The sequence below is a fragment of the Candidatus Pantoea deserta genome (assembly GCF_003813865.1).
GTDB lineage: Bacteria > Pseudomonadota > Gammaproteobacteria > Enterobacterales > Enterobacteriaceae > Pantoea > Pantoea deserta.
In genome coordinates this window covers 1-18,906 of the sequence record NZ_RMVG01000015.1, presented here as the reverse complement: position 1 = coordinate 18,906, position 18,906 = coordinate 1, and the positions used below count along the sequence as shown (strand labels likewise).

16 protein-coding genes are annotated in these 18,906 nt (G+C 58.6%); 8 read left to right on the top strand and 8 right to left on the bottom strand.

Going from position 1 to position 18,906, the window contains the following annotated elements; all coding sequences use genetic code 11:
* Positions 1–188 precede the first annotated feature (188 nt).
* From mioC to ravA, 5 genes are all read right to left on the bottom strand, one after another.
* Positions 189–629 carry an FMN-binding protein MioC gene (mioC, locus tag BBB56_RS17080; RefSeq protein ID WP_123802143.1) on the bottom strand — a complete coding sequence of 147 codons (441 nt, stop codon included), beginning with the start codon at positions 627–629 and terminating at the stop codon, positions 189–191.
* 154 nt (positions 630–783) lie between these two features.
* Complete coding sequence (asnC, locus tag BBB56_RS17075) at positions 784–1,245, bottom strand: transcriptional regulator AsnC (protein ID WP_033755376.1); 462 nt, start codon at positions 1,243–1,245, stop codon at positions 784–786.
* A gap of 103 nt (positions 1,246–1,348) precedes the next feature.
* Entirely contained in the window at positions 1,349–3,487 is a 2,139-nt protein-coding gene (ovoA, locus tag BBB56_RS17070) for a 5-histidylcysteine sulfoxide synthase (RefSeq protein WP_123802142.1), read from the bottom strand.
* Between the two features lie 70 nt (positions 3,488–3,557).
* Entirely contained in the window at positions 3,558–5,018 is a 1,461-nt protein-coding gene (viaA, locus tag BBB56_RS17065; RefSeq protein ID WP_123802141.1) for an ATPase RavA stimulator ViaA, read from the bottom strand.
* Positions 5,015–6,511 carry an ATPase RavA gene (gene ravA, locus BBB56_RS17060; protein WP_123802140.1) on the bottom strand — a complete coding sequence of 499 codons (1,497 nt, stop codon included), beginning with the start codon at positions 6,509–6,511 and terminating at the stop codon, positions 5,015–5,017. The genes viaA and ravA overlap by 4 nt, the downstream gene beginning before the upstream one ends.
* 285 nt (positions 6,512–6,796) lie before the next feature.
* Here ravA and kup point away from each other — a divergent pair, with 285 nt between their 5' ends.
* Positions 6,797–8,665: a low affinity potassium transporter Kup gene (gene kup / locus BBB56_RS17055; protein ID WP_123802139.1), complete on the top strand. Its 1,869-nt coding sequence runs from the start codon at positions 6,797–6,799 to the stop codon at positions 8,663–8,665.
* Positions 8,666–8,668: 3 nt separating this feature from the next.
* Here kup and qseC read toward each other — a convergent pair whose 3' ends face one another.
* Both qseC and qseB read right to left on the bottom strand, forming a co-directional pair.
* On the bottom strand, positions 8,669–10,000 hold the full coding sequence (qseC, locus tag BBB56_RS17050; protein ID WP_123802138.1) for a quorum sensing histidine kinase QseC: 1,332 nt from the start codon (positions 9,998–10,000) through the stop codon (positions 8,669–8,671).
* Positions 9,997–10,659 carry a quorum sensing response regulator transcription factor QseB gene (qseB, locus tag BBB56_RS17045; protein ID WP_123802137.1) on the bottom strand — a complete coding sequence of 221 codons (663 nt, stop codon included), beginning with the start codon at positions 10,657–10,659 and terminating at the stop codon, positions 9,997–9,999. Before qseB ends, qseC begins: the two co-directional genes overlap by 4 nt.
* Before the next feature lie 161 nt (positions 10,660–10,820).
* Here qseB and BBB56_RS17040 point away from each other — a divergent pair, with 161 nt between their 5' ends.
* The 7 genes from BBB56_RS17040 to rbsR all read left to right on the top strand — a co-directional run bounded on the left by BBB56_RS17040 (position 10,821) and on the right by rbsR (position 17,183).
* On the top strand, positions 10,821–11,216 hold the full coding sequence (locus BBB56_RS17040) for a YgiW/YdeI family stress tolerance OB fold protein (RefSeq protein WP_123802136.1): 396 nt from the start codon (positions 10,821–10,823) through the stop codon (positions 11,214–11,216).
* 170 nt (positions 11,217–11,386) lie between these two features.
* Positions 11,387–11,806 carry a D-ribose pyranase gene (gene rbsD, locus BBB56_RS17035; RefSeq protein ID WP_123802135.1) on the top strand — a complete coding sequence of 140 codons (420 nt, stop codon included), beginning with the start codon at positions 11,387–11,389 and terminating at the stop codon, positions 11,804–11,806.
* A gap of 7 nt (positions 11,807–11,813) precedes the next feature.
* Positions 11,814–13,322: a ribose ABC transporter ATP-binding protein RbsA gene (gene rbsA / locus BBB56_RS17030; protein ID WP_123802134.1), complete on the top strand. Its 1,509-nt coding sequence runs from the start codon at positions 11,814–11,816 to the stop codon at positions 13,320–13,322.
* Entirely contained in the window at positions 13,319–14,290 is a 972-nt protein-coding gene (gene rbsC / locus BBB56_RS17025) for a ribose ABC transporter permease (RefSeq protein ID WP_123802133.1), read from the top strand. The genes rbsA and rbsC overlap by 4 nt, the downstream gene beginning before the upstream one ends.
* 26 nt (positions 14,291–14,316) lie before the next feature.
* Positions 14,317–15,192, top strand: coding sequence for a ribose ABC transporter substrate-binding protein RbsB (gene rbsB, locus BBB56_RS17020; RefSeq protein WP_123802233.1), 876 nt, complete (start codon positions 14,317–14,319; stop codon positions 15,190–15,192).
* 65 nt (positions 15,193–15,257) lie between these two features.
* Positions 15,258–16,187 carry a ribokinase gene (gene rbsK, locus BBB56_RS17015; RefSeq protein ID WP_123802132.1) on the top strand — a complete coding sequence of 310 codons (930 nt, stop codon included), beginning with the start codon at positions 15,258–15,260 and terminating at the stop codon, positions 16,185–16,187.
* Between the two features lie 3 nt (positions 16,188–16,190).
* A complete protein-coding gene (gene rbsR, locus BBB56_RS17010; protein WP_369409915.1) occupies positions 16,191–17,183 on the top strand; it encodes a ribose operon transcriptional repressor RbsR in 993 nt (330 codons plus the stop codon).
* Here the strand turns inward: rbsR and mdtD are convergent.
* Entirely contained in the window at positions 17,180–18,583 is a 1,404-nt protein-coding gene (mdtD, locus tag BBB56_RS17005; RefSeq protein WP_123802131.1) for a multidrug transporter subunit MdtD, read from the bottom strand. The genes rbsR and mdtD overlap by 4 nt on opposite strands.
* Positions 18,584–18,906: the final 323 nt, after the last annotated feature.

The window sequence follows — 18,906 nt, the reverse complement described above, 5'->3', positions numbered from 1 at the left end:
AGCTGAGATCAAAAAGCCGACTTATGCACAGCGCAGAAAAGCATCAGCGGTTATTCTTTGGATAACTACCGGTTTTACGCAGCATTCAAGCATAGTTATCCACAAAAAAAGCGACACCGATCGGTAAAAAACAGAGGTTTAAACTGGGGATCTCGCGAAATTCCCGATCCCCTGCGGCAAGGATCCGCTTAAAGATGGGCGGTCCAGCCGCTCAGCCAGGCCTCGGCCGGATCTTCAGGGATCTCATGCTCAAGCACGTCAATTTCCAGCCGATCGCCGATACGCTGCGCGCCGCGCGCGATCAATAACGCGTCCAGCGAGCGAATAGCCCCGCAAAACAGATCGTATTCATGGTTGCCCAGGCCCACGGCGCCAAAGCGCAACGCGGAAAGATCGGGCTGGGTTTCGGCAATGGCGTCATATAAAGGCTGCAAATTATCAGGCAGCTCGCCTGCGCCGTGGGTAGAGCTGACCACCAGCCAGATGCCCTGCTGCGGCAACTCATCCAGCGTCGGGCCGTGCAGCAACTCCGTGGAGAAACCCGCTTCCTGCAACTTCTCTTCCAGATGCTCGGCCACATATTCGGCGCTGCCCAGCGTGCTGCCACTAATTAAAGTAATATCGGCCATGATGCTCTCCCCGAAATAAAGGCGAGCATTGTACGCTGTGATCAAGCCGTGATCCACCTGTGGAAAACAGGGTTAATAAAAATAGCGAGGCGAACGCAGCCGTTGCTGCAGGCGGCGTTCTTCGGGGATAAGATTGTGCACAGAAAAAAAAGGATCAGGGCTTAATGGTGCGCATGATCGGGTTTTGCAGCGAGATCAGGGTTTCCGTTGACTGAATTTCATCGATGGTCTGGATCTTGTTGATCAGCACCTGTTGCAGGGCGTCGATGGAGCGGCACATCACTTTAATAAAGATGCTGTAGTGGCCGGTGGTGTACCAGGCTTCCACCACCTCATCAAGCGCCTCCAGTTTGCTCAGCGCGGCAGGATAGTCGCGCGCGCTTTTCAGGATGATGCCGATAAAGCAGCAGACGTCGAATCCCAGCTGACGCGGGTCGATCTCCACGCGCGTACCGAGAATAATACCGGCCTGTTTCATCTTCTCCACGCGAACATGGATGGTGCCCGGACTGACGTTAAACTGCTTTGCCAGTTCGGCATAGGCGGTGCGGGCATTATCCAGCAGCGCGTTCAGGATCCCGCGATCCAGGTTGTCCAGTTGCAGTGATTCGGCCATATCATCCTCGTGTCAGCTCTTCTTGTTTTGAACAGAGGAGAATGTGCAGCAAAAAGAGACGTCAGGCAATCTCCGGCAGCGGCAAACGCCGCTGCCGTTGGGCTTAACGCTTACGCCACAGCGTGACCTGCGCCAGCGAGTGCTGATATTTGCGGGCGGTTTCACGGATCACAAAGGGGATATCCTGCGGCGCGCCGACGGGTTCGAAATCCGCCGCCAGCAGCCGTTGCAGCGCCTGAAGCGTAGTGAGGGCTTCGCCGTTCTCGCGGATGCCGCCCAGCCAGTTCTCTTTCGGCGTAAACTCTTCCAGCCAGGTATAGGGCGAGGAGAGCAGCAGCAGGCCGCCTGGGCGGATTACTGGCGCGATGTCCTGCAAAAAGCGCTGCGGCTGGCGCAGGCGGTCAATCAGGTTGGCGGCCAGCACCAGGTCATACTGCACGGGCTGCGGTTTCAGGTTGCAGGCGTCGCCCTGGACAAACTGAATACGCTGCGCCTGTTCCGCGTCCAGGCCAAAATCTTTCAGACGCACCTGACGATACTCCACCAGCTCGCCCTCTTGCGGCACCACATAGCGGAACTCTTCGCCTGAGGTAAGTTGCAGGGCCACATCGATAAAGCGCGCCGAATAATCCATCCCGATCACCCGTTCGAAATGGCGCGCCAGTTCGAAGCTGGCGCGGCCGGTGGCGCAGCCCATATCCAGCGCCGCGCCGCGCGTCTGACAGTGAGGCAGCGCCAGCGCGACCAGCGATTCGGCATAGTTATCGACGCCGAAGTAGCGCGGGCCATACTGGAAGTCGAGATACTGCGATACCATGCTATCGGTTTCGTAGGGATTCAGCGTCATCGATTCCTGATGCGAAGAAACGACGTAGCGAAAGCCTGCGTGCTGGAAAAAGTGGCGGCGAAACGCGTAGCGAGAGGACTTCAGGGCTTCATTGCCGGTTGAGATCCAGCTGCCGCCCTTAATAAGTGAATGCTTACCATCGAAGGTCGGCGTAGAAAAATCGTCATAGAGCGGATGGACGCGAAAGCCTTCGAAGCCGTTAATGGGCGTTGTCGTCCACTGCCAGACATTGCCCACTACGTCGTAAAATTCTCCCTGGGCGAAGCGGTCGATGGCGCAGGACGACGCCCAGTAAGCCAGATTGATATTGCCGGGAGCCTGCTGCCACTCCGGCTGATCGCCTTCGACCTGCTCGCGCAGCTGCATCCATTCCGCTTCGCTCGGCAACTGAACGGAGGTACCGGTCTCCTGCGCTTTCCAGCGGCAGAAGGCGGCGGCCTCAAGCTGATTCACTTCTGCCGGCCAGTCCCAGGGCATCGCCACCTCTTCGGTCATCAGACGTAGCTTCAGCGCCTCCGGGCGTTGCGGATCGCCAAGCCAGAAGGTCGGCATCTGCGCCTCAGCGAAGCTGCGCCAGCCCCAGCCCTCTTCATCCCAGTATTCACGCTGCTGATAGCCGCCTGCCGCCACAAAGTCATAAAACTCTGCGTTGCTCACCAGCATTTTGCTGGCTTTAAACGGCTTGAGTTCGGTGATCTGGCTGCCATATTCGTTATCCCAGCCGTAGGTGTCATCGCGTTTACCTTGCGCGACGCTGCCGCCAGGCATGGCGACCAGCGTATTGGCGGGTACGCTTTCACGCAGGTGACGGGCCTCCTGACAGGCTGGCCACTGCGGCTGCGGTCTGACCCATTCGACAGGTAGCTGGCGTATCAGCACGCTGGAGGTTTCCAGATGGATGCGTTCATGTTCGATGCCCATCAGGATCACCCACGCCGGGCTTTCCCAGCTAATGGGTAAGTCCAGCGGCATAGACTGGATAAACTGCGTGACCAGGCTTTTTACTTTGCCACGGTAGTCGCGTACCTCTGCGACGTCAGGCCAGGAGTAATGACTGTCATCGAGATCGTCCCAGCTCATCTCGTCCACGCCGATCGCCATCATCGCCTCAATGCGATCGTCAACGCGCGCGTCGATGTAGCGGCCCGCCATCAGCTTATTGATATAAAAAGAGGCAGTATGGCCAAAATAGAAGATCAACGGATGGCGCAGCGTGATGGCTTTGGTAAACCAGGCGCGATCGTCGGCAAGACAATCGAACAGGCTTTCATACAGTTCCCAGGTCTGGGTGAAATAAGCCAGCAGCTCAGCGCGTTTCTCTGCGATGCTGCTGCCGGAAAGGCGTACCGTGCGGGTCGGTGCCGGTAATTGTTGATATTGTTGTGCGGTTGTCACGGTGAACTCCGTTAGCTGATTAAACACAGCGGGTAATTCACTATAGCAAATAAGGATTTCTGTCCCGTGACTAACGTCGCCAGCGGCGCAGCAACCGGCTCTTCATGCCGGTGTCAAAACGCCAGATATGATCGAAGATACGCAGAATGCCGGGTTTGCCGTGCGCTGACATGGCCACCGCATGAAAGCGCTGCTGCTGATGCTGCTGACGGCGCTTGACCACGCTGACGACGTCATCCGGCAGACGCTGGGCGATAAAATCCGATACCACCACGGCGTCAGCGTCCTGCCACTGCGAGCCTTCCATGCGCGTGACCACCGCCGACAAACAGGCGGCAAGATCGGTACCGCCGCGAAAGCGCTGGCTCAGAAAGCGGATGGCCTGCTCCAGCCCATCGTCGGCGGTGAGTTCGTAGCCGATCACATCGTGGGCGAACAGCATAATGTAACAGCGACGGCGATCGGCCAGCGCGACCTTGAGCAGCGCCAGACAGAAGGCTTTGGCGCAGCGCTCGTTAAAGCCGCCCATCGAGCCTGAGGTATCGACGCAGACAATAAAGGGGCCGCGCGGCTGCTCTTCATGCTGCTGGTGGCTGACCGGGCGCAGCGTGACTTTCTCGTGCCAGGCGTCGCCCTGCAATTTGTAAGTAAGCAGCCGCTTCTCTACCAGGCGGCGATAGAACTCGATTTCCAGCTCGCTAATGCTGATAGTTGCCAGCTCCGGCGGCAGCAGGCGCAGGACGTCGTCGCTCTGATGAATCCCGCTGACCTCTTCCGGCACGGCGTCCGGCTCGCGCACCAGCTGGTGAAAGGCTTCCAGCGGCGCATCCTGAGAAGGCACCGATTTCGCTTCGCGGCTGCGGCCAAGCTGCTGCGCCAGCGCCAGCAGCTCCGGCTGTTGCGCCAGAAAGTCGCCATACTCCAGCATCAGCTGATAGTCGCCGTGCTGGAGCGGCGCTTTGCTCATATCCCACAGGCGACCGGCGGCCGCCTCGTCGTCGTCGCCTAGCAGCGGCGCCAGCTGGCCGCTCAGCGCCATGCGCTGTTGCAGCTCCGCCATCAGCCGTTCGCGCTGCTGCTCCAGCAGCTGCTCGTTCAGCGTCAGGGTTTGCAGCGTCAGGCTGAGACGCCAGCGCTGAAGAAACAGCGTGTGCTGCGCGCCGCTCAGCTGATGCGGATCGGTATGCTGCAACAGGCGGTTCGCCTCATCGAGAAAGGGCGACGAGAACTGTGACAGTGCGGTAAGCATCTCCGGCAGTTGCTGGCTGAAATCGGCATGGCTGAGCAACTGCGCGCGCTGAAACAGCTGAAATTCACTGGCCAGCGCGTCCGGCACCGGCGTGGCCTTCAGCTCGGCGTTAATCTCCGCTTTCCAGCGCGGCACGTCGCGCAGCATCGCCTGCTTCAAGCCAGGAAATTTTTCAAAAAACACGGCCATCTGCGGCGAGGCGAGCAGCGCGAGGATCAGCTCTTCGATCAGCTCGGCTTCGCCAACAGAGAGCAACGCGCTAAGCGCCTCCAGTGAGATCATTTACGCGCCTGTTTTAACTGATCGGCCACGTCCTGAAGGCTGACTTCAATGCGCGCCAGCCAGTCGTCGCTGATAAACAAGCAGCGTTGATGCTGGCTGAACAGATGGCGCTGCGCGCGCAACTGCGTGTCCAGCTCGTCCAGCGCCTCGCTGATTTCAGCCGGCATCTCGCCGTGCGCGGGCGCGCCCGGCAGCGTCAGACGCGCCGTTTGCAGGCTCACGTCGCGCAGCGCCAGGCAGTGCTGCGCATCCACCAGCAGATCCAGCGTCTGGGCGAAACCGATGCCGTTAAGCTTGCCGCGTATATCGCCGCCTTTCAGCAGCCACTGCTCCAGCGCGTCGCGCGCGACCACCACATGGGTAACCTGCATATCGTGCAGCGTCAGCGGCTGCTGTAGCATCAGGGTCAGCTGCTCATCGGCCAGGCTGGCGGGAAGCTCATAGTGCGGCTTGCGGCTGAACATGCCGCTGTGTTTCTCCAGCGTAATCGCCTGCGCCACGCTCTGCTGCTGCTGTAGCGCCAGACGGCGCGCCTTGATCTGCTGAAGTTTGAGCAGCAGCGTCTGCTGCTGCCACGCCTGCTGCGTCATCAGCTGATCCAGGCTGCGCTCCAGCACCTGCATCGACGCGACGTCGTGCCAGAGACAATCTTTCAGCAAAATAAGGTCGATGGGGGCGATGGCGCTGCGGCCGCTGTAAAAGGCGCTGGCCTGCAATAAGTGGATGGCTTTTTTCCAGCGGCGATCGGAAATGTAGGGCGCATCGGGCAGCGTTTCCAGCTGCTGACGCAGCTGATAAATCAGTTCAAACACATTATCCGGCAGCGTCACCTGCGTAATGCCCTGCTGCCAATGATGGTACTCTTCATCGCTGATGCGTAACGCTTCTGCGACCGGATTGGCGTTCTCATCCTGCTGGTGGGTCAGCATGCTGCGGAAGTTTTGCTTTTCATGCACATTGTCGAGCCACAGGCGGATCAGCATACGGTCATACAGCGCTTCCAGTCCGCTGTCGGCTTCCGGCAGCTCATTGGAGGCGGTCACCAGCAGGCGCATGGGAATTTTTTCCTCGCTGTCGCCGTTGCGAAAGCGCCGTTCGTTGATGGCGGTCAGCAGGGTATTCAGGATGGCGGGACCGGCTTTCCAGATCTCATCCAGAAACACAATTTCCGCATCAGGCAGATAGCCTTTGGTCAGGCGCTGATAGCGGCCTTCGTCTTTTAACGCCTGGATCGATAGCGGGCCAAAAACTTCTTCTGGCGTAGAGAAGCGCGTCATCAGGTATTCAAAGGCTCTGGCATTCTGGAAGGCGTATTTCAGGCGGCGGGCGATCAGACTCTTGGCGATGCCCGGCGGGCCAAGCAGAAACACGCTTTCACCGCTCAGCGCCGCCAGCAGACAGAGACGAATCGCATCGTGGCGTTCGTACAGGCCTTTCTCCAGCGCGTTGCTAAGGCGAGAAATTCTTTCTGCCAAAAGATGGGGTTGAGCCATAATCACTTCATTGTCCTTCTGATTCAGCTGCCGTCGCATAACGGCAGGTGTCGTACTTTACTGATTATGATGTGTGAAAGCGTTGATTGATGTCCGCTTTTTTGTGTCACAAAACCCGTCATCGTACAAGGCTGATTCTGCCAGTAATGCCATCAGAAATGGGTAAAAGTCAGAGGCGTTGACGCTGCGTTGGGGTAGGTTTTTTGGGAAATACGTGCATACTGTGCGCTTTTTGATGGCAAGAGCGAGAGATTCCAGCTCTCGGCTCCAACAAAAGATAACTCTATGAGCTCGGATAATAAGCAATCACTTAGTGCGTTAACGCTGGCCGCAATTGGCGTGGTGTATGGGGATATCGGGACCAGCCCGCTCTATACCCTGCGCGAATGTCTCTCCGGCCAGTTTGGTTTCGGCGTTGAGCGCGAAGCGGTATTCGGCTTTCTGTCGCTGATTTTCTGGCTGCTGCTGCTGGTGGTGTCGCTGAAATATATCAGCTACGTCATGCGCGCGGATAACGCGGGCGAAGGCGGCATCTTAACGCTGATGTCGCTGGCGGGGCGCAACACCGGCGCGCGCGCCACGGCGGCGCTGGTCATTATGGGGCTAATCGGCGGCAGTTTCTTTTATGGCGAGGTGGTCATTACGCCTGCCATCTCCGTGATGTCGGCTATTGAGGGGCTGGAGATCGCCGCGCCCTCGCTCGATCCCTTTATCGTTCCGCTCTCAATCGCCGTGCTGACGCTGCTGTTTATCATTCAGAAGCACGGCACGGGCATCGTCGGCAAACTCTTCGCGCCGGTGATGCTGGTGTGGTTTCTGACGCTGGCGGGGCTGGGCGTAAGCGGCATTATGAAAAATCCTGAGGTGCTACAGGCGCTTAATCCCGCCCATGCGCTCAGCTTCTTCGTGCACTATAAAACTATTTCGTTCTTTGCGCTGGGCGCGGTGGTGCTGGCGATTACCGGTGTGGAAGCCCTGTACGCGGATATGGGGCACTTCGGCAAAATGCCGATTCGCATCGCCTGGTTTATCGTGGTGCTGCCGTCGCTGGTGCTGAACTACTTCGGCCAGGGAGCGCTGCTGCTCAGCGATCCCAAAGCGATTAAAAACCCTTTCTTCCTGCTGGCGCCGGACTGGGCGCTGATCCCGCTGCTGGTCCTCGCCACGCTGGCGACCGTCATCGCCTCACAGGCGGTTATTTCCGGCGTCTTCTCCCTGACGCGTCAGGCGGTGCGTCTGGGCTATCTGCCTGGCATGCGCATTATTCATACCTCGGAGATGGAGTCCGGTCAGATTTACGTGCCGATGATTAACTGGGTGCTCTATTTTGCCGTTTTGATCGTGATTATCAGCTTTGAGCACTCCAGCAACCTGGCGGCGGCGTACGGCATTGCGGTAACCGGCACCATGGTGCTGACGTCGATTCTCTCCTGTACCGTTGCGGTTAAAAACTGGCACTGGAACAAGCTGGCGGTCGGCCTGATCCTGACGCTGTTTCTCTGCATCGATGTGCCGCTCTTCTCTGCCAACCTGATTAAGCTCTTCTCCGGCGGCTGGCTGCCTATCTGTCTGGGCCTGATCATGTTCCTGATTATGACCACCTGGAAAAGCGAGCGCTTTCGCCTGCTGCGCCGTATGCACGAGCACGGCAATTCGCTGGAGGCCATGATCGCCTCGCTGGAGAAATCGCCGCCGGTGCGGGTGCCGGGGACCGCTGTCTATATGTCGCGCGCGCTCAATGTGATCCCCTTTGCGCTGCTGCATAACCTTAAACACAATAAAGTCCTGCACGAACGCGTGGTGTTTTTGACCTTACGAACCGAAGACGCGCCCTATGTGCACAACGTGCGCCGCGTTGCCATTGAACAGCTTTCGCCGACGTTCTGGCGCGTGGTAGCCAGCTACGGCTGGCGCGAAACGCCGAACGTGGAAGAGATCTTTCACCGCTGCGGGCTGGAAGGGCTGAACTGCCGCATGATGGAAACCTCGTTCTTTATGTCGCACGAGTCGTTGATCATCGGCAAACGCCCGTGGTATCTGCGTCTGCGCGGCAAACTGTTTCTGGCGCTACAGCGCAACGCCCTGCGCGCCCCTGACCAGTTCGAGATCCCGCCCAACAGGGTGATTGAGCTGGGCACCCAGGTCGAAATCTGACGCTTACCAGCGCAGGGCGACGCAAAGTCCGCCGCCCTGCCGCTGGCTGAAGCTGAGCTGCATGCTGTGCAGCTGCGCGACGTTGCGCACAATCGACAATCCCAGCCCGCTACCGCTTTTTTCCTGCCCCGGCGGACGCCAGAAGCGTTCGCCCAGCCGCTGCATTTCCGCCTCGCTCAGTCCCGCGCCGTTATCCTCTACGCGCAGGCTGCGGCTCTCCAGCGTCACCACCACTTCGCTGCCCTCTGGCGTGTAGCGAATGGCGTTTTCCAGCAGGTTGCGTACCAGCAGCGACAGCAGCAGCGCATGCCCCTGAATAACCGGCCGCGCGGTGGCGGCGAGCTGTAGTGTGATATGAGCGCTATCGGCAGCGGACCGTTGCGCCGTCACCGCCTCCTGAAGCAGCGGTTGCAGCGCCACCGGCTGAAACGCGCTGCGTGCATCGTCGGCTTCAGCGCGCGACAGCGTCAGCAGCTGATCGACCAGCCGCGTCGCGCGCTGTATACCGGCATCCAGCTGGCGCAGCCCGTGCAGACGCATCGCCTCGTCGTCTGCGGCAAGCTGCACCACCTCGCTCTGAACGCGCAGCGCTGCCAGCGGGCTGCGCAGCTCATGCGCGGCGTCAGAGGTAAAGCGCCGCTCGCGCTGCATCATGGTGCTGATGCGGCTGAACAGGCCGTTAAGCGCGGCAATCAGCGGTTTCACCTCCTGCGGCAGCCGCCCGGCGGCCAGCGGCGTCGCGTCATCCGGCGCGCGCTGCGCCAGCTGCTGCGCGATCTGTTTCAGCGGGCGCAGCTCGCGCCACACCAGGCCGAGCAGCAGCAGCAGCATCAGCGGCAGCGCAACCAGCCAGGGCACGATGCTGCTGGCGACCAGCGCGGTCGCCATATCTTCGCGGTATTCCCACTCCTGGCCGACGACAATGCGATGCCGGCCATCCGGCGTCGTCAGCCAGACAAAGCGCCAGGCGTCATCGTCGTTGGTCAGCCGGCCGTCGTGAAACCCCTGCGCCTCCGCGTCGAACGGCAGCCTGCGGCCGTTTTCGCCGTCGTTAAGCACCGGTTTGCCGTCGCGGGTGAAAACGGCAAAAGCCAGCGCATCATCATCCTGATCGCCACGATGGCGATGCAGCAGCGCTTTGTTTTTGGGCAGCGCGGCGCTGTCGGGCGCCGCGAGATCAAGCGCCATAAGGCGCTTAGCGAACAGCAGCTGCTGGGTATCGAACAGCTCATTAATGGTATCGCGCGTCTGCACCCACGCGCTCAGGCTGGCGCTGCCCCAGCACAGGCCCAGCAGCAGCAAAAAGCCGATGCCGAGCCGCCAGAACAGGCTCATTGCGCCTCTCCCAGCCGGTATCCGACGCCGTGTACGGTGCGGATAAAATCCGCGCCCAGCTTTTTACGCAGGTGATGAATATGCACTTCTACCGCATTGCTGGAGACGTCTGCGTCCCAGCTGTAGAGTTTCTCTTCCAGCTGGGCGCGCGTCAGCACGCGGCCCGGATTGCGCAGAAACAGTTCCAGCAGCGCCAGTTCGCGGCTTTTGAGCGTCACGCTCTCTCCCTCCAGCGTTACGCTGTGGCTGGCGGGCTGCATTGCCACGGAGCCGTGCCGCAGTTCAGGCTGTAGCTGGCCATGACGACGACGGATCAGCGCCTGAAGCCGTGCGGCGACTTCCGTCAGGGCAAAAGGCTTACAGAGGTAGTCGTCTGCGCCCAGTTGCAGGCCTTCGACCCGCTGATCGAGCGCATCGCGGGCAGTCAGGATCAGCACCGGCACGTCCGCTCCCTGTTGCCGCCAGTCGCGCAGAATATCCAGCCCGTCACGCTGCGGCAGCGAAAGATCGAGAATGACCGCATCCCAGGGGGCCGCGTGCAGCGCGGCTGCGCCCTGATCGCCAGAAGTAAACCAGTCCACGCTAAAACCCAGTTTTCCCAGGCCCGCTTTGATACCGTCGCCAATCAGCCGATCGTCCTCAATCAGTAAAATGCGCATCTTTTCTCCTTGTGGTCGCAAAGGCTTTATACGAAGCAGAAGCCGTCTTGTACAGGCTATATCGCGTCTTTTCGCTTATTTTCGCCCTTTAAGATCCTGTTAAGAACTCCCTGCTTTAATCGACAGCGAACCACACACATTCATGGAAAAGAGGTGAACAGATGAAAAAGCATGCCGCACTGTTAGCGATTTTAGCGCTGGCGACCGCACCGGTTTTTGCTGCCCCTCAGGGCGGATTTGTCGATCCCAGTGCGCCAGCCGCTCAGGCGAAACAGGGAGGTTTTCAGAGTGACCAGACCAGCGTGGTAACGGTTAAGCAGGCCGGGGAGATGAAGGATGACAGCTGGATCACCGTGCGCGGCCAGCTGGAGAAGCAGGTCGGCGACGAAGATTATCTGTTTCGCGATGCGACCGGCACCATGAAGGTGGAAATCGATCGCAAGCGCTGGGACGGCGTAACGGTTTCGCCGAAAGATCGCGTGGAGCTGACGGGCGAACTGGATAAGGATTTCAACAGCATCGAACTTGATGTTAAGCAGGTACGAAAACTGCCGTAGTCTCCTCCCTCCTGGGCCGCGTCTGCGGCCCCTGTCGCTCCTTAAGCCAAACTGGCGTCAGCAGAAGCGAAACGTTTCGATAACGATCACATTTCTCGATTTACCCCGTTGAGTTACCTCCGCCATTTCATACACTGCGGCAAGCGAAACGTTTCGCTCTGGAGCAGAAAATGAAAAAAGGTCGTCTGATAAACGCTGAAATCTCTTACGTGATTGCCCGCCTGGGCCATACGGATACGCTGACCATTGCCGATGCCGGCTTGCCGATTCCGGCAGGACCGCAGCGCATCGATTTGGCGCTGACGCCGGGGACGCCCGATTTTATGCAGGTGGTGGAAGCCGTCACGCTGGAGATGCAGGTTGAAAGCGCCCTGATTGCGGAAGAGATCAAGCAGCACAATCCGCAGCTCCACAGCCAGCTGATCGCCGTGCTCGAAGCCTTGCAACAGCACCAGGGAAATACCATTGCAGTAAGTTACACCAGTCACGAACAGTTCAAACAACAGACTCAGCGTAGTCAGGCGGTCATTCGCAGCGGAGAGTGTTCTCCGTTTGCGAATGTCATCCTGAGCGCTGGCGTTACCTTCTGAGGCCGTTATGCAACCGTTATTGCAGCTCCAGGGAATTGAGAAATCCTTTCCCGGCGTAAAGGCGTTAAAGAGCGCGTCGCTGGCGGTCTATCCGGGACGCGTGATGGCGCTGGTGGGCGAGAACGGCGCCGGTAAGTCCACCATGATGAAGGTGCTGACCGGTATTTATAGCCGGGATGCTGGCTCGCTGCGCTGGCTCGGCGAAGAGACCACCTTCAACGGTCCTAAAGCCTCGCAGGAAGCAGGCATCGGCATTATCCATCAGGAGCTGAACCTGATCCCCCAGCTGACCGTGGCAGAAAATATTTTCCTGGGGCGCGAATTTGTTAACCGTTTTGGCCGTATCAACTGGAAAAAGATGTACGCCGAGGCGGATGCGCTGTTGAAACGTCTCAATCTGCGCTTTAACAGCCACAAACTGGTAGGCGAGCTGTCGATCGGCGATCAACAGATGGTCGAAATCGCTAAGGTGCTGAGCTTTAAGTCGCAGGTGATCATCATGGATGAGCCAACCGATGCGCTGACCGATACCGAAACCCTGTCGCTGTTTCGCGTCATCAACGAGCTGAAAGCGCAGGGCTGCGGCATTGTTTATATCTCTCACCGTATGAAAGAGATCTTTGAGATTTGCGATGACGTGACGGTTTTCCGCGACGGCCAGTTTATTGCCGAGCGCCCCGTTCAGACGCTGAGCGAAGAGAGCCTGATTGAGATGATGGTGGGACGCAAGCTGGAGGATCAATATCCGCGCCTCGATCAAACGCCGGGCGAGATACGGCTGAAGGTAGAGAACCTCAGCGGACCAGGCGTACACGACGTCAGCTTTACCCTGCGCAAGGGCGAGATCCTCGGCGTCTCTGGCTTAATGGGGGCTGGCCGCACCGAACTGATGAAGCTGCTGTATGGCGCGCTGCCGCGTACTCAGGGCCGCGTCTGGCTTGACGGCCGCGACGTGACGGCGCGCGCGCCGCAGGACGGACTGGCGAACGGCATTGTTTACATCTCCGAAGATCGCAAGCGCGACGGCCTGGTGCTGGGCATGTCGGTTAAAGAAAACATGTCGCTGACGGCGCTGCGCTACTTCAGCCACGGCGGCGGCACGCTAAAGCATGCTGCCGAGCAGCTGGCGGTCGGCGATTTTATCCGCCTGTTTAATATTAAAACGCCCTCAATGGAACAGGCGATCGGTCTGCTTTCAGGCGGCAATCAGCAGAAAGTGGCGATTGCGCGCGGCCTGATGACGCGTCCCAACGTACTGATCCTCGACGAGCCGACGCGCGGCGTTGACGTCGGCGCGAAGAAAGAGATTTATCAGCTGATCAATCAGTTCAAGGCCGAAGGGCTAAGCATCATTTTGGTTTCGTCAGAAATGCCGGAGGTGCTGGGTATGAGCGACCGCATTCTGGTGATGCATGAAGGCCGTTGCGGCGGCGAATTTACCCGTGAACAGGCGACGCAGGAATCGTTAATGGCGGCAGCCGTAGGCAAGCAACACAGCGAGGATTTAGTTGTATGAGTACCCAAACCTTAGCATCCAGCCGTCGCTGGTTCAGCAAAGCCTGGCTGATGGAGCAGAAGTCGCTGATCGCGCTTATCGTACTGATCGCGGTGGTGGCGAGCCAAAGCCCTAACTTTTTCACCGTCGCCAACCTGTTCAACATTCTGCAACAGACCTCGGTTAACGCCATCATGGCGGTCGGCATGACGCTGGTTATCCTGACGTCCGGCATCGACCTTTCCGTCGGTTCGCTGCTGGCGCTGACGGGCGCGGTGGCTGCCTCGCTGGTCGGAATGGAAGTGAATGCGCTGGTGGCCGTAGCCGGCGCGCTGGCGCTGGGCGCAGCGATCGGCGCCGTCACCGGCACTATTGTGGCGCGCGGCAAGGTGCAGGCCTTTATCGCCACGCTGGTGATGATGCTGCTGCTGCGCGGCGTCACCATGGTTTATACCGACGGCAGTCCGATCAATACCGGCTTCAACGACAACGCCGATCTCTTTGGCTGGTTCGGCATCGGTCGTCCGCTGGGCATTCCAACGCCGGTATGGCTGATGGCTGTGGTCTTTCTGCTGGCGTGGTACATGCTGCACCACACGCGTCTGGGCCGCTATATCTATGCGCTGGGCGGCAACGAAGCGGCGACGCGCCTTTCCGGCATCAACGTTAACCGCGTAAAAGTGATTGTCTATGCGCTGAGCGGCATGCTGGCGGCGCTGGCGGGAACCATTGAAGTGGCGCGACTCTCCTCTGCGCAGCCGACGGCGGGCACCGGCTATGAGCTGGACGCCATCGCCGCGGTGGTGCTGGGCGGCACCAGCCTGGCGGGCGGCAAAGGGCGCATTATGGGCACCCTGATCGGCGCGCTGATCCTCGGCTTCCTGAATAACGGACTCAATCTGATGGGCGTCTCTTCCTACTACCAGATGATCGTAAAAGCGGTGGTAATCCTGCTGGCGGTACTGGTGGATAACAAAAGCAGTAAATAACTCTGACCTTTACACAGGATGACATGATGAAAAAGTTGACCGCACTGGCCGTAATCCTTGGCGCGACGTTGAGCGCCGGCGCAATGGCGAAAGATACTATCGCGCTGGTGGTTTCTACGCTGAATAACCCGTTCTTCGTCTCGCTGAAAGAGGGGGCGCAGAAAGAGGCCGATAAGCTGGGCTATAACCTGGTGGTGCTCGACTCGCAGAACAACCCGGCAAAAGAGCTGGCTAACGTGCAGGATCTCACCGTGCGCGGCACCAAACTGCTGCTGATCAACCCTACCGACTCCGATGCGGTCGGCAATGCGGTAAAAATGGCCAACCAGGCCAACATTCCGGTGATTACCCTGGACCGCGTCGCGGCGCAGGGCAAGGTGGTCAGCCATGTCGCTTCTGATAACCGTTTCGGCGGCAAGATGGCAGGAGACTATATCGCTAAGCGTCTGGGCGACAGCGCGAAGATTATTGAACTACAGGGCATTGCAGGCACCTCTGCGGCGCGTGAGCGCGGCGAAGGCTTTAAGCAGGCTTCCGATGCGCATAAATTCCAGGTGCTGGCGAGCCAGCCGGCAGACTTCGACCGCACCAAGGGGCTTAACGTGATGCAGAACCTGCTCCAGGCGCATCCGGACGTGCAGGCGGTGTTTGCGCAGAATGATGAAATGGCGCTTGGCGCATTACGCGCATTGCAAACCGCCGGGAAATCTGATGTCGTGGTAGTCGGCTTTGACGGCACCGCGGACGGTGTAAAAGCCGTCGAGGGCGGCAAGCTGGCGGCGACAGTCGCTCAGATGCCGGATAAAATCGGCATGATTGGCGTGGACACTGCCGACAAAGTGCTGAAAGGTGAAAAAGTGCAGGCCATCAATCCCGTTGACCTGAAACTGGTCACCAAATAACTCAAAGAAAAGCAGGGCAATGCGCCACCGTAAACCGGTGGCGCACTCTTTCTGGATCACACCCTATGAGCAAAAGCGCAAAACTGGCCGTTCTCGGCAGCATCAATGCTGACCATATCCTTAACCTGGCGCACTTTCCTCGACCCGGCGAAACGGTGATCGGGAAGCAGTACACCGTGGCGTTTGGCGGCAAAGGGGCAAATCAGGCGGTTGCCGCTGGACGCGCGGGTGCGGACATCGCCTTTATCGCCTGTCTCGGCGATGACGCTATCGGCGAGCGTATTCTCGCTCAGCTGGCGCAGGACAACATTGATACCGCGCCGGTGGAAACCGTCAGCGGGGAACCCACCGGCGTGGCGATGATTTTCGTTAACGGCGAAGGTGAAAACACCATCGGCATCTGTGCCGGCGCGAATGCGGCCCTGACGCCCGCCTGCGTTGCGCGCCATCAGCAGGCGATCGCTGACGCATCGGCGCTGCTGATGCAGCTGGAGTCGCCGCTGGAGAGCGTTCTGGCCGCCGCGAAGATGGCGCGAGCCAGTCAGACGCAGGTGATCCTGAATCCTGCGCCGGCGACACCGCTTGATGATGAACTGCTGGCGCTGGTGGATATTATTACGCCGAATGAAACCGAAGCAGAAAGCCTGACCGGTATTGCCGTCAGCAATGATGACGATGCGGCGCGCGCCGCGGCAGTGCTGCACGCGAAAGGCATTCCTACGGTTTTGATCACGCTGGGACGTCGCGGCGTCTGGCTGAGCGAACAGGGTAAAGGCCAGCGCATCGCAGGTTTTACGGTAAAAGCCGTGGATACCATTGCCGCGGGCGATACCTTTAACGGCGCATTTATTACGGCGCGGCTGGAAGGCCAGAGCCTGCATGACGCGGTGCGCTTTGCTCATGCGGCGGCGGCCATTGCCGTCACGCGTCCGGGCGCGCAGCCCTCTGTGCCGTGGCGCACAGAAATCGACGAATTTTTACTTCAGCAGGGTTAAGCCTTGGCCACCATGAAAGATGTCGCCCGCCTGGCGGGCGTCTCCACATCTACCGTCTCGCACGTTATTAATAACAACCGCTTTGTCAGTGAGGCGGTGCGCGAGAAGGTTGATCAGGCGATCAGCGCGCTGAATTACGCGCCCTCGGCGCTGGCGCGCAGTCTTAAGCTCAACCAGACACGGACCATTGGCATGCTGCTGACCGCCAGCAGTAACCCTTTTTATGCCGAAGTGGTGCGCGGCGTCGAAGACAGTTGCTACGAGCGCGGCTACAGCCTGATTCTCTGCAATACGGCAGGCGATGAAGAGCGTATGAATCGCAGCCTGGAAACGTTGCTACAGAAGCGCGTCGACGGGCTATTAATTATGTGTACGGAAAGCCACCTGCCCTCGGCGACCATTCTTAATCGCTATCCCTCTATTCCTGCCGTGATGATGGACTGGGCGCCCTTTGAAGGGCGCGGCGACATTATTCAGGACAACGCGCTTCTTGGCGGCGAGCTGGCGACGCAGCATCTGATTGACTGTGGCTATACGCGTATCGCCTGCATTTCCGGTCCGCTGGATAAAACGCCGGGGCGGATGCGCTTGCAGGGCTACTACCACGCGATGGAGAAAAATGGTCTGGCGATCCCCGCTGGCTATGTGATTAACAGCGACTTTGAGTTTCAGGGCGGCTATAGCGCCATGACGGAACTGCTGGCGCTGGAGACGCCGCCGCAGGCGGTTTTCGCCAGTAATGACGCGATGGCGGTCGGCGTCTATCATGCGCTGTTTCAGGCCGGACTGCGCGTTCCGCAGGATATGGCGGTGATGGGATACGACGATATTGAGCTGGCGCGTTACCTGACGCCGCCGCTGACGACCATTCACCAGCCGAAAGATGAGCTGGGCCAGCTGGCGATTGATACCCTTATTCATCGTCTGAGCGATCCCGACGCCAGCCAGCAAACGCTGGTGCTGACGCCGGAGCTAGTGGTACGCGGATCGACTTAAGCGGCTTTCTTCTTTTTGTCGCGGTTGGTCACCAGATGACGGCCGTCGCCTGGTCGCAGCAGCGCAAAGGTAAAGGCAGAGATGACCGTCACGATGCCCATCGTCAGGAAGGTGGCATGAAATTGATCAACGGTGCCGGTTTCAACTTCCTGATAGAAACGCAGCACCGCCGCGCTTACCGCGACGCCAAAGCTAATCGACAGCTGCTGCGTTACCGCCAGCACGCTATTGCCGCCGCTGGCGTTCTCATCATTTAAGTCCGCCAGCGTAATGGTGTTCATTGCGGTGAACTGCGTCGACATCGCCATGCCAAGAATAAAGAGAGGCAGCAACAGCAGAATGATGCTTTCCGTAGGCGACTGTAGCGTAAAGCTGGCGATGAGAATGCCAATGATAATAGTGATGCCGACCAGCGTACGACGATAGCCAAATAGCCGCAGCACCCGCGTCACCGTTGATTTTGCCAGAATCGATCCGATTGCCGTCGGCGCCATCATGCAGCCTGCGACCACCGCCGAGAAACCAAAACCTACCTGCAACATCAGCGGCATTAAAAAAGGCACACAGCCTGTTCCAAGGCGCGAAGCAATATTGCCGATAATGCCAACCGAGAAGGTGCGGGTTTTAAACATCGGCAAACTGATTAACGGGGAGGGGTGGCGACGCGCATGCACAATATAAAGCAGCAGCAGCGCAAGGCCTGAGGCCAACACGCCGGTCGCCACCCAGGCAGAGACGATGCGTTCGCCAAACAGTTCGATGCCAATAGAGAGCAACACCAGTCCGGCCCCGAACAGCAGGAAACCGAGAAAATCGAAGCGCCGTCTGGGCAAGGTGAAATCCGGCATATATTTGCGCGCATAGAAAATGCCGAGGATGCCAACGGGAATATTAATTAAGAATATCCAGTGCCAGGTCGCATAGGTCACCAGCAGCCCACCCAGCAGCGGACCCAGTATGGGACCCACCAGGCCGGGCATAGTCACAAAGTTCAGCACCGGCAGAAGTTCGCTGCGTGGATAGGCGCGCAATAACGCAAGGCGCGCCACCGGCATCATCATCGCGCCGCCGATACCCTGGACCACGCGTGAGATGACCAGCATGGTCAGCGACTGCGAAAAGGCGCAGGCCAGCGAGCCGAGGGTAAAGAGCGAAACCGCGATGATAAAGACCTTACGCGTACCAAAACGGTCAGCCAGCCAGCCGCTTACAGGGATCAACATCGCAACGGTAAGGGTGTAACTGATTACGGCGGACTGCATTGCTAAAGGAGAACGTTCGAGACTGGTCGCAATAGCGGGTAGTGCGGTGTTAAGAATGGTGGCGTCAAGCGCCTGCATAAAAAACGCCATGGCAGCTATCCATGGAAGACCGGCCATACTGCGCGCGGAACGTATCATCGAAAATCCTTCTTATATAAGTCAGTACTGGCAAGAAACCGAAGTGACAGCATAGCATCGGCATAAAAGGGTATTGAGGCTATTTTCCCTGCCAGGGACAGGTTTTAGCGCGATTTTTAGCCGGGAAATGCCTGTTTTTACCTCGTTCGATTAAAAATAAGGCATGTGGTAATTATTTTTAAAGAAATGCTTGTCACCTGAGAAGAACTCCCTATAATGCGCCTCCACTGACACGGCACAACGGCTTACGGAGCGCGGTGTTCAGGAGACTCAGGCAGCTGAGTCGCCGGAGAAAATCTCTGAAAAAAGAGGTTGACTCTGAA

What these genes read in the sequence shown, in the direction of transcription:
- mioC (WP_123802143.1), bottom strand. Translation starts at nt 629, where the DNA reads ATGGCCGATATTACTTTAATTAGTGGCAGCACGCTGGGCAGCGCCGAA.
- asnC (WP_033755376.1), bottom strand. Translation starts at nt 1,245, where the DNA reads ATGGCCGAATCACTGCAACTGGACAACCTGGATCGCGGGATCCTGAAC.
- viaA (WP_123802141.1), bottom strand. Translation starts at nt 5,018, where the DNA reads ATGATCTCACTGGAGGCGCTTAGCGCGTTGCTCTCTGTTGGCGAAGCC.
- ravA (WP_123802140.1), bottom strand. Translation starts at nt 6,511, where the DNA reads ATGGCTCAACCCCATCTTTTGGCAGAAAGAATTTCTCGCCTTAGCAAC.
- kup (WP_123802139.1), top strand. Translation starts at nt 6,797, where the DNA reads ATGAGCTCGGATAATAAGCAATCACTTAGTGCGTTAACGCTGGCCGCA.
- qseC (WP_123802138.1), bottom strand. Translation starts at nt 10,000, where the DNA reads ATGAGCCTGTTCTGGCGGCTCGGCATCGGCTTTTTGCTGCTGCTGGGC.
- qseB (WP_123802137.1), bottom strand. Translation starts at nt 10,659, where the DNA reads ATGCGCATTTTACTGATTGAGGACGATCGGCTGATTGGCGACGGTATC.
- BBB56_RS17040 (WP_123802136.1), top strand. Translation starts at nt 10,821, where the DNA reads ATGAAAAAGCATGCCGCACTGTTAGCGATTTTAGCGCTGGCGACCGCA.
- rbsD (WP_123802135.1), top strand. Translation starts at nt 11,387, where the DNA reads ATGAAAAAAGGTCGTCTGATAAACGCTGAAATCTCTTACGTGATTGCC.
- rbsA (WP_123802134.1), top strand. Translation starts at nt 11,814, where the DNA reads ATGCAACCGTTATTGCAGCTCCAGGGAATTGAGAAATCCTTTCCCGGC.
- rbsC (WP_123802133.1), top strand. Translation starts at nt 13,319, where the DNA reads ATGAGTACCCAAACCTTAGCATCCAGCCGTCGCTGGTTCAGCAAAGCC.
- rbsB (WP_123802233.1), top strand. Translation starts at nt 14,317, where the DNA reads ATGAAAAAGTTGACCGCACTGGCCGTAATCCTTGGCGCGACGTTGAGC.
- rbsK (WP_123802132.1), top strand. Translation starts at nt 15,258, where the DNA reads ATGAGCAAAAGCGCAAAACTGGCCGTTCTCGGCAGCATCAATGCTGAC.
- mdtD (WP_123802131.1), bottom strand. Translation starts at nt 18,583, where the DNA reads ATGATACGTTCCGCGCGCAGTATGGCCGGTCTTCCATGGATAGCTGCC.